Here is a 14,694-nt window from a genome sequence, read left to right as displayed (position 1 = left end):
AACAGATACATATGAAGCCTCTATCAAACAAAGCCACACAACTTATGCTGAAAACGTCCCGGCAACGCCCGCAACTGCAATTAACGATCATTGTTGCGGCCTGCCTGTTTCTGGGCATTCTGCTGGCAGGCTTCTATTTAAACCTGGTCGCTGAAAGGGTTGCCGAACAGCAAACCCACCAGCGCGGCCAGTTGCTGGCAGAACAGACCGGCGCACTGATCAAGCCCGCCATCCTCGCCAACGACCCGGTAAGCCTTAATTACCAGCTCAACCAACTGGTACGGCAGGATTATATTGATGCCATCAGTGTCAGCACCCCGGCAGACAAACTGCTGGCCCGGGCCGGTAACGCCCACAGGCTCGGAACCCTGACACGGAACATCACCATTACCCAGCAGGGTGAAAGCCTGGCTAACCTGACACTGGTACTGAACCCCACTGAACAATACCTGCAGTTCAGAGGCCTGCTGTTACAGGCCCTGATCCTTGCGCTGATCATTGCAATCATCTGTATATTACTGACCTGGCAACTGGCGGCCAGACTGCCGGCAGGCTCGGGTAGTCGGCCACTTACAGCAGAAGAAGATGATGATCAGCAGGAAGCCTTCCAGGCTCAGCTGGCCAGTCATTCAGCCAGACAAAACACTGCGCCGCCGGCAACCGGTGCTCCGGCTGTTGCCGACCTGTTTGAACAGCCCCGCAGCGAACCGGAGCAGCAGGCATCTCCGGCCACTCAGGATGCTCTGGTAGATTTACTGAAACCGGATACTGACACTCCAAACATTCCGAGCTTTGCCCCTTCAGAGCCACTGCCTGAAGCACAACCGGCCAACAATCCGCCGGCCCCGATTATTGAAGAACTGGAAATTCCTCAGGAAGCGAACATACCCACCGTGCATCCATCGCAACAGGAAAATGCCGAAAACAGCCGGCCAAGTACTCTTAAAAACCCGCTGTTCGATCAGGAAACCGGCGAAGTTCAGCTTGATCTGTATGCTTTCGAGCAGGAACTGGAAATGATCGTCAACGCCGAGGAAGCCGGCTACCTGCTGTATCTGGATCTGACATCCGGCCATGCGGAAAACCTCTCAGCGGCCGAACTGGAGCAGACTCAGGACTACTACACCCGGATGCTTGAAATGGTCATCGCTATTTATCAGGGCGAAATTACCCGCCTGAGTAACGGCGATCTGCAGTTGGTCTTCCTGCGCCCGAATCCGGAAGACGCTCACGGCATCAATGCAATCTGTGCCAGCCAGCTGTTTAACCGCCTGTACAAAGCCTTTAATCAGCAGCGGATTCGCCGGATGCAACCTATTTTGAACCTGCACATGGCAATCGTCCGCGGACACTATAAAAAGCTGCCCCGCCTGCAGGAAGAAGCTCGCTACCTGACCCGCTCAACTGACAGCAATGAACTGATCAGCCATACCGCCCTGAGTGAAGCGCCGGATCTGAAGATCAGCCTGCTTGCAGGTGCCGATATTGAACGTTCCGAGGAAGACAAGGTATTGCTCAAAGCAGTCAATGAAAGCTATCAGAAGCTGCTGGATAAGCAGGCCCAGCACCTGCTGAAAAAGCTGCCTTTCTGATCAATGACTGAGGCTGAACTGCTGCTATTGTTCGCTGCCGGCATCATCAGCGGCATGCTCAATGCGGTTGCCGGAGGTGGCAGTTTTATTTCCTTTCCGGCCCTGCTGTTTGCCGGCGTTCCGCCAATCAGTGCCAACGCCACCAACACTTTTGCCGCCTGTTCAGGCTACCTGAGTGGCACCTGGGCGTTCCGGCATGACTTAAAAGCCCACAAAAAACAGTTACCGCTGTATGTTGCCATCAGCCTGGCTGGCGGTATAACCGGCGCCTGGCTGCTGCTGCAAACACCTCAGGAAAGCTTCTCAGCCGCCATTCCCTGGCTGTTATTGTTCGCCAGCACCCTGTTTATATGTGGTAACCGGCTAAACCAACTGATCAGACGCTATTCCTCCGCCGACAATACCCGCCACTGGCTTGCGACGGTCAGTTCCGGGGTTGTGCTGCTGGCCGTGTGTATTTACGGTGGTTTTTTCAATGCGGGGCTGGGCATCATCGCCCTGAGTTATCTGGTACTGACCGGCCATACTGATATAAACGCCATGAACGGCATTAAATTGCTGGTATCGTCCTGTGTATCCCTGATCGCTATTGCGATCTTCATCGCTGATGGTGCCATTGCCTGGTATGAAGGCGGAGTTCTGCTAACCGGCTCTCTGCTGGGCGGTTACTTTGCGGCAAAAGTATCCCGACGGATTCCTCAGCAACGTATCCGGCAGCTAATCATTATCACCAGCCTGTCGATAACGGCCTATTTCTTTGCAGATCACTACCAGATCTGGCCATTAAACGGACAGCTCATCTAAACGGATCGCTCATCAGCGAACGATATTCTGCAGATAAAAAAATGCCGCAGGTAAACTGCGGCATCTGAAAAATACCGGACTGAAGCGAGGGGGAACTTACGGCTTCAGCCAGTAACTGCTTTTACTCAGGAAGACACTTAATCCACAAAAGCTTAGCCGGCATACACCGGCTTAAAAATCAGCTGGACTTTTAATCAGCTGAACTCTTAATCAGCCAGCCTTGGCCAGACGGCGCACATAGGCTGAGAAATCATCGTAACCGCCAATATGCCGGTCATCGATAAACACCTGCGGCACTGTTTTCCGACCGGAACGGCGAATCATTTCCTGATGCTTTTTCCAGTTCTGGGTCACTTCATATTCTTTGTAACGCCAGCCTAACTGCTCCAGCAGACTCTTGGCCGCTTTGCAGTATGGGCAGTAATCTTTGCTATACACTTCGATAATAGCCATCAGAATTCTCCTTCAGACACCTGTAAAACACCGAAACGCAGCGCCGTCTTAAACAGCGCTGCGATCATCAAGCCAGAGTGGCAACAAATTACTGTTTCTTAATGTTGTCCAGCTCATACCAAGGCGTTGGGTTGATCGGGCAACGGAAACGGATACCGTCTTCAGTCACTGTTACGCGGGAGATACGCTGCTCACCCGGCTCCAGCGGGAACATATCCAGACCTTCATGGGTCTTGTTGTTCTGAATCTGGAAACCCACCAGCTTGTCGGCCTTATTGGTTACCACGAACTCATAAGTACCGGTTTTCAGGCCAGCTACCGTTTCATGGGCTGAGAAATAACCGCCATACTGATCCAGGTGGATAACAGTTACACCGTCTTCACGGACTTCAGGCGTAGCTGCCGCGGCAAAAGGTGCAGCGACCAGCGCTACCAGTAACACCATGGCTGAAGTAATACGTTTGAAAATACTCATTGTTTGTCTTCCTTAAATTTCTTAAAAGGTTGTTATATTGTTCACCGGCACCCCGTGCAGGAATGGCTTTACTTTAGCCAGCTTTAGTAAGACGATGTATGCCAGAAAATCCAATATAATTAGCAATTCGTCCAAAACTATGGCAAATACTCCATGAATCAAGATGGCTTAAGCGACATACTTCACTGGCTGAGACTCAAGGCAGAGGTCTATCTGCACACTGACTTTCAGGGGTGCTGGGCGGTGGATACCTCCGGCAGCCGACACGTCCCCTTTCACTTTGTGAATAACGGCAACAGCTGGTTACATTTACCCGATGCTACCCCACGGGAACTGCATCAGGGGGATCTGGTGATCTTTCCCCGGGACTGCAAACACATGCTCTCCAGCGAACAAAACTGTCCGAGCCGCTATCTGGTGGATGAAACCCTGGAAAAAATCGGCAACTTTCCCGATGAAGGCCCGCTGACAGGGCTTACCTGTGGCTTTTTTGAATTTGAAAACAAAGCCGCCTGGCCCTTACTCGACAGCCTGCCGGAAGTGATCGTTCTGGAACTGAGCCAGCCAGACAAACTGCACAGCACCCGGACGTTACTTGAACTGCTGATCAGCGAGCTGGAAGCCAATGAACCGGGCACCCGGGTTTCCGTTAATTACCTGACCCACACCCTGTTTGTACATATTCTGCGCAGCCAGATAGGTAACGGGCTGGAAAAGGGCCTGCTCAGCGCTCTGTTTCATCCGAAAATCGGCAAAGCTCTGGGACTGATTCATGGGGAACCCGCCAGAGACTGGTCCGTAGAAAACCTTGCCCACACCATTGGCATGAGCCGTTCCGGTTTCGCCGAACAGTTCCGTGACCTGACCACCAAGACCCCCATGCGCTATCTGGCGGAATGGCGCATGCTGCAGGCAAGCGAGCTGCTGCGCACTTCCGAACTGAGTATTACCGACATTGCTGAACGCTGTGGCTACCATTCAGAAGTGGCGTTCCGCAAAGCATTTAAAAGCATCACCGGGGCAACGCCTGGGGCAATCAGAAAGCAAACCTGAATCAATTAATTACGAAAAAAAGGCCAAGTTAATAGCTTTTCAGCCTGACTTAACTAGTATGGAAAGTACTTCGTGAGCGATTGAGAGCAGCAAAAAATGAAGCAATTAACTCTGGTTCGACACGCGAAATCCTGCTGGAAGGATCCCCAGCTGGCAGACTTTGACCGTCCGCTGAACAAACGGGGACTGCGCGATTTACCCGGCCTGGCAGCCCGTGCAGGAGCAATGGGCCTGCGCCCGGATCTGATTATCAGCAGCGGTGCTAACCGGGCAATCAACACGGCAGTGCAACTGGCCCGCGGCATTGGCTACCCTCCTGAAGAAATCGAAAATATTGCTGAGCTGTACCACGCCCGCAGTGAAACCCTGATGAACCTGCTGCAAAGCCAGAGCGACTACCACCGCCATATTGTCGTCGTTGGCCACAACCCGTCGCTGGAATTGCTGGGCACTTACCTCACCGGCGAGAAATTCAGCAAGTTTCCCACCTGCGGCCTGCTTCATATTCCCCTGAGCATTACCTGCTGGACGGAACTGGCAGAATCCTGCGGCACTCTCGAAATCTTCGATTACCCGAAACTGCATGCATAACTGAACAATCGCCGGAACAGCCTGCAGTCATTAGCCCTGCAGGCCTTCTCGCAGCATGCCCCTGCAACTGTTATGATCCCCGGGAAACTCTCCTCCGGCCGGTTATCGGCTTTGGCTCTGACAAGAAGGTTGCGGCCCGTTGAATCTTTATCTTGAGACTCTGCTGTTCACCAGCGATATCGTCGTACCGATATTCTTTATCGTATTTCTCGGTTACCTGTTGCGCCGCTACCGGGTGATTGATGACGGCTTTGTCACCACATCTTCCCGGCTGGTATTTACCATCACCCTGCCGGCTCTGGTGTTCATGAGCATTTCGCAAACCGACTTTAAAGCGGTTTTTAACCCTGAACTGTTATTGCTCTTTACCGGCTTCACCCTGGTGACCGTTGCTCTGCTGTGGTGGCTCAGCGGCCGGATGCAGCTGGCAGACAATGCCAGAGGAGTGTTCGTACAGGGGGCGTTTCGCGGCAACTTTGGTATCGTCGGGCTGGCGGTATGCTTCAACATGTTTGCCGAGCCGGGTCTGGCTCAGGCATCTGTTGTGCTGGCATGTGTAATCCCGCTGTATAACGTCTTATCAGTACTGGTACTGAGCATTCCGCAGCAGGATACCCGCGTCAGCCCCCGCAAAATCCTCAGAGACATCCTGACTAATCCGCTGATTCTGTCCGTGGTATTTGCCATGCCGTTTTCTTACAACGGCTGGCACTTACCGGTGATTGGCGACGCCATCGGCAACTACTTTGCCAGCCTGACTCTGCCGCTGGCCCTGCTGGCCATCGGTGGTTCACTGGATCTGAAGAGCCTGCGTAACAGCTCGGTCACCGCCGGCTGGGCAACGGCCCTGAAGCTGGTCATCATTCCGGTTATCGGCACCCTGCTGGCGTGGTTTTACGGTTTCAGAGGCCAGGATGTGGGTATTCTGATGGTGCTGTATGCGTGCCCAACGGCTGCGGCAAGCTTTGTCATGGCCAAAGCCATGCAGGGTGATGCCCAGCTGGCCGCCAATATCATTCTGACCACCACGCTGGGATGTGTACTGACGCTCAGTGGCGGCATTTATCTGCTCCGCCTCTGGCAGGTTATCTGATCGCTTATTCAGCAACTGAAGAGTAATACCAGCCCTTTGGAGCACCCGCGAACAGTATGCCGGCTGCCTGCATATCCTTCTGCGGAAAATTGGCCACTGAAGCCCGGTGAGCATCTTTGCTTTCCCAGCGTTCCAACACAATACATTCAGAAGGGTTATCATCGTTACGCAATATTTCACAGGAAATACAGCCCGGGGAACCGGAAATATACGGCACCAGTGAACGTAAAAACGCCTGCATATTTTCTTCGTTACCGGCAGATGCCTGAAACTGATTAATCCTTGTAATGGCCATTACGTGACGACTCCCTGCTGAGTTAAGCACTTGTTGAGTAAAACACCTGTTGGCCACAGTATTCACAGATCAGCAACGACAATCAATCCCTCTTTAGCACGGCACATTTCAGGCACAAAAAACCCCGCATCACGCGGGGTTCAGTGCACAGGCTTAGAGACTATTCGTCATATCCCTGATAGGCCATCGGTGCCAGATTCTCAAACTTGGTAAACTGACCGATAAACGCCAGCCGCGTCGTACCGATCGGGCCGTTACGCTGCTTACCAATGATGATTTCAGCAATACCTTTATCCGGTGAATCTTCGTTATAAACCTCATCCCGGTAAATAAACATGATTACGTCGGCATCCTGCTCGATCGCACCGGATTCACGCAGATCCGAGTTTACCGGGCGCTTATTCGGCCGTTGCTCCAACGCACGGTTAAGCTGCGACAGGGCCACTACCGGGCATTCCAGTTCTTTCGCCAGTGCTTTAAGGGAACGGGAAATTTCAGAAATCTCTGCGGTACGGCCTTCTGAACTGCCACCTTTAAGCTGCATCAGCTGCAGATAGTCGATCATGATCAGGGCAATATCACCGTGTTCCCGGACAATCCGGCGGGCACGGTTACGCATTTCCGTCGGGCTGATACCTGCCGTGTCATCAATGAACAGCGGTTTATCCCGCAGCAGGTTCACGGCGGTCGTCAGGCGTGGCCAGTCATCTTCTTCCAGCTTACCGGAACGTACCTTGGTCTGGTTAATCCGCCCCAGAGAAGACAGCATACGCGTTACCAGCTGATCCGCAGGCATCTCCAGACTGAATACCAGTACCGGCTTATCCTGCGCCATCAGGGCGTTTTCCACCAGGTTCATGGAAAAGGTCGTCTTACCCATGGAAGGACGCGCCGCCACGATGATCAGATCCGAAGGCTGCAGGCCTCCTGTGGCACCGTCCAGATCTTCAAAGCCAGTGGTAACACCGGTCATTGTGCCTTCGGAGTTGAACAGCTCATCGATTTTATCCACCGCTTTTTTCAGCAATGGATTCACCCCGACAGGGCCGCCTTCGTTTGGCCGCTCTTCCGCGATCTGGAAGATCTTCTGTTCGGCTTCACTCAGGACATCATCACTGGCACGGCCATCAGGGAAGAAGGCGCTGTCGGCGATCTCATTCGCCACTTCGATCATCTGACGCAGCATCGCCCGGTCACGGACGATTTCAGCATAGGCGCGAATGTTAGACGCACTCGGTGTATTACGGGCCAGCTCAATCAGATAATCCAGACCACCGGCTTCTTCAAGATTGGCCGTGCGGTCCAGTTCTTCTGACAGGGTCACCACGTCGATCGGCTGCATGGCTGCAACCAGCTTTTCCATGGTACGGAAAATCAGCCGGTGGTTATGCCGGTAAAACTGAGACTCCAGAACAATTTCAGATACCGTATCCCAGGCGTTATTATCCAGCATCATACCGCCCAGCACTGATTGCTCAGCTTCCTGGGAATGCGGCGGGACTTTAACCCCGGCTAATTCGTTCGACTCAGATTCCAGCTCTTCCACTCTCAGCCCTCTTCGTACCACTGATTGTTATTCATCTTGCTGATCACTCTAACACGGTAAAACCCTGCCATGCTTTCAGCGCTGCAAAAAACACCGCACCACCAACTGTGAAGCGCTTCCTGCAGACATAAAAAAACACCGCGCAATATAATACTACGCGGTGTTTTTTATCTCACCTGATATCGGAATATCAGGTGACTGCCACAGGTATTATTCGCCGACTACGACGATACCAACAGTAGCAGTTACTTCTGGGTGCAGCTGGATAGCAACGCTGTACTCACCAGTAGCGCGGATAGCACCTTCTGGCAGACGAACTTCGCTCTTAGCTACTTCGATACCAGCAGAAGTGATTGCTTCAGCGATATCGTTAGTACCGATAGAACCGAACAGCTTGCCTTCGTCGCCAGCTTTAGCAACAACAGACAGTTCAACTTCGTTCAGTTCATCAGCGCGTGCCTGAGCAGCAGCCAGCTTGTCAGCAGCAGCTTTTTCCAGTTCAGCACGACGTGTTTCAAATGTTTCCAGGTTGGCAGCAGTTGCAGGAACAGCTTTACCGAAAGGAACCAGGTAGTTACGACCGAAACCAGCCTTAACGTTTACCTTGTCACCCAGGCCGCCCAGTTTGCCAACTTTCTCGAGTAGGATTACTTCCATCTCGCAAACCTCTATATCTTACGAGCTGCTAACAGCTCTGAATTCTTGCTCGACAATCCTTACGGACTGTCGCTCTAAACCAATCACTCAGTAGCAGTTTTGCTTACTGGTGAGCATCAGTGTAAGGCAGCAGTGCAACGTAGCGAGCGCGCTTGATAGCAGTCGCCAGCTGACGCTGGTAGCGAGCCTTAGTACCAGTGATACGGCTAGGAACGATTTTACCGGTTTCAGTGATGTAACCTTTCAGGACGTCCAGATCTTTGTAATCGATCTCAGTAACACCTTCAGCGGTAAAACGGCAGAATTTTCTACGACGGAAAAAACGGGCCATGATATATCTCCTCAATAATAAATGGTATTAGACCGATTACTCGGCAGCAGCTTCTTCAGCAGCAGCTGGTGCTTCTTCAGCAGCAGGTGCAGGCGCATCAGCAGGCTTGTCTTCGCGACGTGGACGACGCTCTTCACGGCCTTCAGCAGCTTTGATAGGAGATACTTCAGAGATAGCTTCCTTACGACGTACAACCATGTTACGGATAACCGCATCGTTGTAACGGAAGATGTTAGTCAGCTCGTCCAGAGTTTCCTGTTCGCATTCAACGTTCATCAGAACGTAGTGTGCTTTGTGGATCTTGTTGATTGGGTAAGCCAGGTGGCGACGGCCCCAATCTTCCAGACGGTGGATTTGACCTTCAGATTCTTCGATCAGCTTGGTGTAACGCTCAACCATCGCTGGAACCTGTTCACTCTGGTTAGGGTGAACCAGAAAAACGATTTCGTAATGACGCATTAATTGCTCCTTACGGTTTAAACAGCCCCCAACCCGTATCGTAAACGGCCGGAAGCAAGGAGTTAAAGTTAATTCCACCCCGGCACGTAGCCGAAGGGAGGCAGAATTATACGCCAATCAGATATAAAAACAATCACCTGTGCAGTTTTCATACACATGAGCAGAGTGCACGGCTCAGTTATAAAAAATCACACAGAGAAAGAGGGGAAAGATACCGTCCGAAACCTGCCTCAGACACCGTCAATCAGCTGATTCATTTTTGCACAGAAGAGGTTATCTGAATGTTTTTCTGCTTCATCACGGATGGCCGCCCAGCAGCTGTTGGTATCTTCATAACGGGTGAAGCTCAGGGATTCACGCATATCAACTAGATAGATGTACTGATAGAAACCGCGGGGATCCCAGCGGCTGATCTTACGGTCAGACTCAATACAGCGATAACGGGGCTTGAGGGTAATACCGGTTTCCTGTTGGCGGATGTGGTGCCGGTAGAGTTGCTGGTCGGCAATGCTGCTGCGGATATTTTTCTTCAGAAACGCCTGACATTCAGACAGCTCGGTAATCTTTCTTTCATGGAGTAATACGGAAATTGTGACAGGCGTGCCACGGATATCGATATTGCCAAGCAAATACACTTTGCTGCTTTCAGCACGGACAGACACAGCCGCCGCCAGCAATGCCATCAGCATCAGGAGGTTTAAGAAGTAAGATGTTTGCACATATCCGTTTCGCATTTCAGCCAGTCTCCGACTAACCCTAATCAGTCAACTGTGCAGCCAGCGCCGCACAGTTTCCGAACAACTAAACCATCAGTTACTCGACTTCGATAATCTCGTAGCTGTGGGTAATTTCCACCCCGCCCTTTTCCAGCATCAGTGAAGCGGAGCAGTACTGTTCTGCAGACAGTTTAACAGCACGTTCCACTTTCTTCTCATTCAGGTCACGGCCGGAAACAACAAACTTCACGTGGATCTTAGTGAAAACCGCCGGTACAGCATCCGCACGCTCGGCCTCAATTTCAGCCACACAGTCAACCACGTCCTGACGGGTCTTCTTCAGAATACCCACAACATCGTAGGAGGTGCAACCGCCCAGACCGAGCAGCATCATTTCCATCGGCCGCGGGCCTTCTTTCAGTTCGCCATCCAGCGTCAGATCAAAACCGGAACCGGTAGTACACTTAAAACGGACGTCGCCATCCCATTTAACTTTTGCTTGCATGATTTTTATACTTCTTATGAAAATGAATATTCAGCAAACTGCTGCCTGTTAATCAGGCAAACAGCTCGCTCAGTTTAGCGCCCGGATCTTCAGCCCGCATAAAGGCCTCACCCACCAGGAAGCTGTTAACCTGTTTCGCACGCATATCCTGTACATCCTGCTGATTCAGAATGCCACTTTCGGTCACCACAATACGATCCTGCGGAATCTCATCCAGCAGCTCGTAGGTGTGTTCCAGCGTTACTTCGAAAGTATGCAGGTTACGGTTGTTAATGCCCACCAGGGTATTATTCAGCGGCAGTGAACGGTGCAACTCTTCACGGTTATGTACTTCAATCAGTACATCCATGCCCAGCTCAATGGCCAGATCGTTCAGTTCACGCATCTGCTCATCTGTAAGGGATGCGGCAATCAACAGAATACAGTCAGCACCAATCGCCCGCGCCTCATACACCTGATAGGTATCCACGATAAAGTCTTTACGGATCACAGGCAGGCTGCACGCTGCACGGGCCTGCATCAGGTAGTCTTCGCTGCCCTGAAAGAAATCTGCATCGGTTAAGACGGATAAACAGCTGGCACCGCCGGCTTCATAGGAAGCAGCAATATCTGCCGGCACAAAGGGATCACGCATTACGCCCTTGGACGGACTGGCCTTCTTGGCTTCAGCAATTACCGCTGAACGGCCTTCGCTAAGGGCTTTCTGCATGCTGGCCACAAAGCCACGGGGATCAGTTGCACTGCCCTTCTGCGCAGCAATCTGTGCTTTAAGCTGATCAACAGACACCTTAGCCTGACGCTCAGCCACTTCTTCGTGCTTACGCGCGATGATCTTCTTTAAAATAGTCGGGGTATCAGGATGACTCATTATTCGCCCTTAAAACGTTGCGTAAATTCGGCCAGCTGCTGCAGTTTCGCCGCAGCCTTACCCTCAAGAATGGTGGCTTTAGCCAGCGCCACACCGGCCGCCAGACTGTCAGCCTGATCCGCCGCATACAGTGCCGCACCGGCATTCAGTGCAATCATATCCACGGCTTTCATGTTTTCACCGGCAAATGCTGCATTAATCAGTGCCAGACTCTCATCAGAACCGTTTACCTGCAGGCCATCCAGAGACTGAACTTCCAGACCGGCATCTGCCGCGCTGATGGTATATTCGCTGATTTCACCGTCCTTCAGTTCAGCAACGAAGGTCTTCTCTGCCAGGCTGATTTCATCCAGCCCGTCCGCCGCATGTACCACCAGCGCATGGTTCGCACCCAGCGCCTGCAGCGCCTGTGCCATTGGCAGGCACAGTGACTTATCAAACACCCCCAGCAGATAATGCTGGGCAGAAGCAGGGTTGGTCAGAGGCCCCAGAATATTAAATAAGGTGCGCAGGCCCATTTCTTTACGTGGACCAATCGCATATTTCATTGCGCTGTGGTGTTGCGGAGCAAACATAAAGCCCACTCCCACTTCATCAATACAGCGGGCAACCTGTTCAGGATTAATTTCCAGATTCAGGCCGGCGGTTTCCAGCAGGTCAGCAGCACCGGAGCTGGAAGAAACCGAACGGTTACCGTGCTTGGCCACATTGCCGCCTGCCGCTGCCACAACAACCGAGGAAGCGCTGGAAACGTTAAACAGGTTAGAACCGTCACCGCCGGTACCGACGATATCCACCGCTTTTTCTGCCTGAATATGTACCGGGGTCGCCAGCTTACGCATGGCATCCGCCGCACCGGTAATCTCAGCCACACATTCACCTTTCATGCGCAGGCCCATCAGCAGTGCGCCGATCTGGGCATCGCTGGCATTACCGGTCATGATCTGATTCATCACCGCCTGCATCTGTTCAGTCGACAGGTCCTGCTGTTCAGCAACCACCGCCAGTGCTTGTTTAATATCCATGTCGGCTTCCTTCGTCAAAATTAGTGTTCTGCAGCTGCCGTGGCCGGGCCACGACGCTTAAGAAAGTTTGCCATTAAATCATGACCCTGTTCGGTGAGAACAGACTCCGGGTGAAACTGCACCCCTTCGATATCCAGTGTCCGGTGCCGCAGCCCCATAATCTCGTCCACACTGCCGTCCTCAAGCTGGGTCCAGGCAGTCATTTCCAGACAGTCCGGCAGGGAGTCTTTCTCCACCACCAGAGAGTGATACCGGGTCACACTGACAGGATTCGCCAGCCCTTCAAATACACCGGTATTGTTATGATAAACCTTTGACACTTTACCGTGCATCACCTGACGGGCACGTACCACTTTACCGCCAAACGCCTGTCCCATGCTCTGCATGCCCAGGCAAATCCCGAATACCGGCAACTTACCGGCAAAATAATCCATTGCCTCAACAGATACACCGGCCTCATTCGGCGTACAGGGACCCGGAGAGATAACCAGTTGCTCAGGCTGCAGTGCTTCAATTTCTGCAATGCTGATTTCATCATTACGGTGCACCTGGACATCTGCCCCCAGTTCACCGAAATACTGTGCAACATTATGCGTAAAGGAATCGTAGTTATCGATCAGCAGTAACATAGGTTTGGTAAGCCACTTATTCAAATAAAAACAAAGGCCTTACAGGGGCCTCTGGTAAAGGCTTCAGAACGATATCCGGCGGATCACCGGTAACTATCGGAAAAGCGGCAGACATAATACCGCAAGAGAGGAAGGGTGTATAACTGCAGGTGCGACACTTCGCACCTGCAAAGGGAAAACTTACAGTGGCAGCGGCGTGCCGTTCAGCACTACCTGACCATCTTTAACAGTCAGTTCACCACGGTAGCCCTGCTCATCCTGCACCAGCATGCCCTGCAGAACAGCAATTTCCAGCATGGAAGCATCGAACTCAGGATCAATCGCTGAAATCGCGTCCAGTAATTCAGTCGGAATCACCAGCTGTGCATCCAGATCGACTTTCTGAAGTAACGCCTGTTGCTGCATCATGGCTTCTTCCATGGTGAAAGGCTGCATATCCAGATCAGCAGTTGCGCTTACCTTGCTGCCCTTCAGACCAATGGACAGATCATCGATCTCCAGCCCCAGACCTTTTCCGGTCAGGCCGCCCAGCATGCCCATCATCACAAACGGATCTTCCAGCTGTGCCGGATTAGTACGCTGTAATTCACCAACCTGCTTCGCCAGACCATAGAAGGCATCGAAGTCCACATCAAACACCATGTGCATGTTCGGCGTGAAGCTTACCTGCTCTTCAATATCCGGGCCCTGAATCTGAATTTCGCTGGCACCGTAACCCACACCGATCAGGGTACGGTCACCTTCAGTTTTCTGATCCGCGGTGACGTTAAAACCTTTAACGTCCATGCTCCGCTCAGCATCCTTAAAGCTGAAAGTATCCGCAGAGATCAGCAAATCAAACGCAGTCGTCATCATCGGATCATCAGCATACAGGGTACCGGACTCCGTCAGGCTGACACCGCTAAGGGCCATGTTACCTTCGTTGGCATCCAGCTTCAGTTCACCGACATCCATACTGATATCAAAGGTATCACCCTTCAGACTGTAGGTACCGGAAGATGCCGCCAGGCTGAAGCTTTCACCGGCTTCTGCATAGCCCAGCGCAGCCAGGCGGAAATCACCGTCAACCAGAACCTGTTCGCTACCCATGTCGTAGCTGTAGCGGGTTTCAGCCGTTAAGAACTCTTCTGCGTTATTCGCCTGAATCTCTTTCAGGTCGGTACGCAGCTGGGTATCCGCCAGTTTAGAAGTACTGGTGCTGTTGAGAAAACCGTGCTTAAAGTTCACATCCAGCAGTAATTCTGAGGTGCCTATTTCAGCCACCAGATCTTCCGGCAGATCCAGAATTTTCACACTGACCTGATAGTCAGACGAAAACATACCCGAGGTGCCTTTATAATTAACTTCCGCCTGACCTGTATAGGCAACGCTCAACTGGTCCATCTGCGCAGCGAAGGCCTCATCCACTTTTCCGGCCGTGACTGCTACGCCACCCACATATCCCGCAGCGCCAACCGCAACCACTAAACCTGCAACAAGTACCTTGTTCATTTAATATCCCTGATCATCATTGATATGGGCTGCCCGCCTTCAGGCTGCAGCCATATAATTTAAAATTACTGTCCTGTAACTGCCTGTTTTCCTCCACAGGCTGGCCCATTG

General features: G+C 52.1%; 18 protein-coding genes. 5 read left to right on the top strand and 13 right to left on the bottom strand.

What is annotated here, in order from left to right:
• Positions 1-11: 11 nt before the first annotated feature.
• Positions 12-1,592, top strand: coding sequence for a hypothetical protein (locus tag JYB63_RS16895; protein WP_205659083.1), 1,581 nt, complete (start codon positions 12-14; stop codon positions 1,590-1,592).
• 3 nt (positions 1,593-1,595) lie between these two features.
• Entirely contained in the window at positions 1,596-2,396 is an 801-nt protein-coding gene (locus JYB63_RS16890) for a sulfite exporter TauE/SafE family protein (RefSeq protein WP_205659082.1), read from the top strand.
• A 210-nt stretch (positions 2,397-2,606) separates the two neighbouring features.
• On the opposite strand, the gene grxC is transcribed toward JYB63_RS16890, so the two are convergent.
• Together grxC and JYB63_RS16880 are read right to left on the bottom strand one after the other, a co-directional pair.
• The gene (gene grxC, locus JYB63_RS16885) at positions 2,607-2,849 is read right to left on the bottom strand and encodes a glutaredoxin 3 (protein ID WP_205659081.1); all 243 of its coding nucleotides are present in this window, start codon (positions 2,847-2,849) and stop codon (positions 2,607-2,609) included.
• Between the two features lie 88 nt (positions 2,850-2,937).
• The gene (locus JYB63_RS16880; protein WP_205659080.1) at positions 2,938-3,324 is read right to left on the bottom strand and encodes a hypothetical protein; all 387 of its coding nucleotides are present in this window, start codon (positions 3,322-3,324) and stop codon (positions 2,938-2,940) included.
• Positions 3,325-3,477: 153 nt separating this feature from the next.
• Between JYB63_RS16880 and JYB63_RS16875 the strand changes: the two genes are divergently transcribed.
• From JYB63_RS16875 to JYB63_RS16865, 3 genes are all read left to right on the top strand, one after another.
• Positions 3,478-4,377 carry an AraC family transcriptional regulator gene (locus JYB63_RS16875; protein ID WP_205659079.1) on the top strand — a complete coding sequence of 300 codons (900 nt, stop codon included), beginning with the start codon at positions 3,478-3,480 and terminating at the stop codon, positions 4,375-4,377.
• A gap of 96 nt (positions 4,378-4,473) precedes the next feature.
• Entirely contained in the window at positions 4,474-4,968 is a 495-nt protein-coding gene (locus JYB63_RS16870; RefSeq protein ID WP_205659078.1) for a SixA phosphatase family protein, read from the top strand.
• A 139-nt stretch (positions 4,969-5,107) separates the two neighbouring features.
• Positions 5,108-6,061 carry an AEC family transporter gene (locus JYB63_RS16865; protein WP_205659077.1) on the top strand — a complete coding sequence of 318 codons (954 nt, stop codon included), beginning with the start codon at positions 5,108-5,110 and terminating at the stop codon, positions 6,059-6,061.
• 4 nt (positions 6,062-6,065) lie between these two features.
• Here the strand turns inward: JYB63_RS16865 and JYB63_RS16860 are convergent, their stop codons facing one another.
• The 11 genes from JYB63_RS16860 to JYB63_RS16810 form a co-directional block, all read right to left on the bottom strand.
• The gene (locus JYB63_RS16860; RefSeq protein WP_205659076.1) at positions 6,066-6,356 is read right to left on the bottom strand and encodes a putative quinol monooxygenase; all 291 of its coding nucleotides are present in this window, start codon (positions 6,354-6,356) and stop codon (positions 6,066-6,068) included.
• A 160-nt stretch (positions 6,357-6,516) separates the two neighbouring features.
• Positions 6,517-7,902: a replicative DNA helicase gene (gene dnaB, locus JYB63_RS16855; RefSeq protein WP_205659075.1), complete on the bottom strand. Its 1,386-nt coding sequence runs from the start codon at positions 7,900-7,902 to the stop codon at positions 6,517-6,519.
• A 210-nt stretch (positions 7,903-8,112) separates the two neighbouring features.
• Positions 8,113-8,559 (bottom strand): 50S ribosomal protein L9, encoded by a 447-nt coding sequence (rplI, locus tag JYB63_RS16850; protein ID WP_205659074.1) that lies wholly within the window; start codon positions 8,557-8,559, stop codon positions 8,113-8,115.
• A gap of 103 nt (positions 8,560-8,662) precedes the next feature.
• Entirely contained in the window at positions 8,663-8,890 is a 228-nt protein-coding gene (gene rpsR / locus JYB63_RS16845; RefSeq protein ID WP_205659073.1) for a 30S ribosomal protein S18, read from the bottom strand.
• A 36-nt stretch (positions 8,891-8,926) separates the two neighbouring features.
• Positions 8,927-9,349: a 30S ribosomal protein S6 gene (gene rpsF, locus JYB63_RS16840; RefSeq protein ID WP_205659072.1), complete on the bottom strand. Its 423-nt coding sequence runs from the start codon at positions 9,347-9,349 to the stop codon at positions 8,927-8,929.
• Between the two features lie 230 nt (positions 9,350-9,579).
• Entirely contained in the window at positions 9,580-10,068 is a 489-nt protein-coding gene (locus JYB63_RS16835) for a hypothetical protein (protein ID WP_205659071.1), read from the bottom strand.
• Between the two features lie 94 nt (positions 10,069-10,162).
• A complete protein-coding gene (locus JYB63_RS16830) occupies positions 10,163-10,570 on the bottom strand; it encodes an OsmC family protein (RefSeq protein ID WP_205659070.1) in 408 nt (135 codons plus the stop codon).
• 52 nt (positions 10,571-10,622) lie between these two features.
• Complete coding sequence (gene trpC, locus JYB63_RS16825; RefSeq protein ID WP_205659069.1) at positions 10,623-11,438, bottom strand: indole-3-glycerol phosphate synthase TrpC; 816 nt, start codon at positions 11,436-11,438, stop codon at positions 10,623-10,625.
• Positions 11,438-12,463 (bottom strand): anthranilate phosphoribosyltransferase, encoded by a 1,026-nt coding sequence (gene trpD / locus JYB63_RS16820; RefSeq protein WP_205659068.1) that lies wholly within the window; start codon positions 12,461-12,463, stop codon positions 11,438-11,440. The genes trpC and trpD overlap by 1 nt, the downstream gene beginning before the upstream one ends.
• Before the next feature lie 20 nt (positions 12,464-12,483).
• A complete protein-coding gene (locus JYB63_RS16815; protein WP_205659218.1) occupies positions 12,484-13,092 on the bottom strand; it encodes an anthranilate synthase component II in 609 nt (202 codons plus the stop codon).
• A gap of 180 nt (positions 13,093-13,272) precedes the next feature.
• Complete coding sequence (locus JYB63_RS16810) at positions 13,273-14,583, bottom strand: DUF945 family protein (protein WP_205659067.1); 1,311 nt, start codon at positions 14,581-14,583, stop codon at positions 13,273-13,275.
• Between the last annotated feature and the right edge of the window lie 111 nt (positions 14,584-14,694).

Source organism: Aliamphritea spongicola (genome assembly GCF_017051665.1).
GTDB classification, from domain to species: domain Bacteria; phylum Pseudomonadota; class Gammaproteobacteria; order Pseudomonadales; family Balneatricaceae; genus Amphritea; species Amphritea spongicola.
This window is presented reverse-complemented; position numbering and strand designations above follow the sequence as displayed.

What these genes read in the sequence shown, in the direction of transcription:
- JYB63_RS16880 (WP_205659080.1), bottom strand. Translation starts at nt 3,324, where the DNA reads ATGAGTATTTTCAAACGTATTACTTCAGCCATGGTGTTACTGGTAGCG.
- rplI (WP_205659074.1), bottom strand. Translation starts at nt 8,559, where the DNA reads ATGGAAGTAATCCTACTCGAGAAAGTTGGCAAACTGGGCGGCCTGGGT.
- JYB63_RS16860 (WP_205659076.1), bottom strand. Translation starts at nt 6,356, where the DNA reads ATGGCCATTACAAGGATTAATCAGTTTCAGGCATCTGCCGGTAACGAA.
- JYB63_RS16890 (WP_205659082.1), top strand. Translation starts at nt 1,596, where the DNA reads ATGACTGAGGCTGAACTGCTGCTATTGTTCGCTGCCGGCATCATCAGC.
- JYB63_RS16895 (WP_205659083.1), top strand. Translation starts at nt 12, where the DNA reads ATGAAGCCTCTATCAAACAAAGCCACACAACTTATGCTGAAAACGTCC.
- rpsR (WP_205659073.1), bottom strand. Translation starts at nt 8,890, where the DNA reads ATGGCCCGTTTTTTCCGTCGTAGAAAATTCTGCCGTTTTACCGCTGAA.
- JYB63_RS16875 (WP_205659079.1), top strand. Translation starts at nt 3,478, where the DNA reads ATGAATCAAGATGGCTTAAGCGACATACTTCACTGGCTGAGACTCAAG.
- JYB63_RS16830 (WP_205659070.1), bottom strand. Translation starts at nt 10,570, where the DNA reads ATGCAAGCAAAAGTTAAATGGGATGGCGACGTCCGTTTTAAGTGTACT.
- JYB63_RS16870 (WP_205659078.1), top strand. Translation starts at nt 4,474, where the DNA reads ATGAAGCAATTAACTCTGGTTCGACACGCGAAATCCTGCTGGAAGGAT.
- trpC (WP_205659069.1), bottom strand. Translation starts at nt 11,438, where the DNA reads ATGAGTCATCCTGATACCCCGACTATTTTAAAGAAGATCATCGCGCGT.
- trpD (WP_205659068.1), bottom strand. Translation starts at nt 12,463, where the DNA reads ATGGATATTAAACAAGCACTGGCGGTGGTTGCTGAACAGCAGGACCTG.
- JYB63_RS16815 (WP_205659218.1), bottom strand. Translation starts at nt 13,092, where the DNA reads ATGTTACTGCTGATCGATAACTACGATTCCTTTACGCATAATGTTGCA.
- grxC (WP_205659081.1), bottom strand. Translation starts at nt 2,849, where the DNA reads ATGGCTATTATCGAAGTGTATAGCAAAGATTACTGCCCATACTGCAAA.
- JYB63_RS16810 (WP_205659067.1), bottom strand. Translation starts at nt 14,583, where the DNA reads ATGAACAAGGTACTTGTTGCAGGTTTAGTGGTTGCGGTTGGCGCTGCG.
- rpsF (WP_205659072.1), bottom strand. Translation starts at nt 9,349, where the DNA reads ATGCGTCATTACGAAATCGTTTTTCTGGTTCACCCTAACCAGAGTGAA.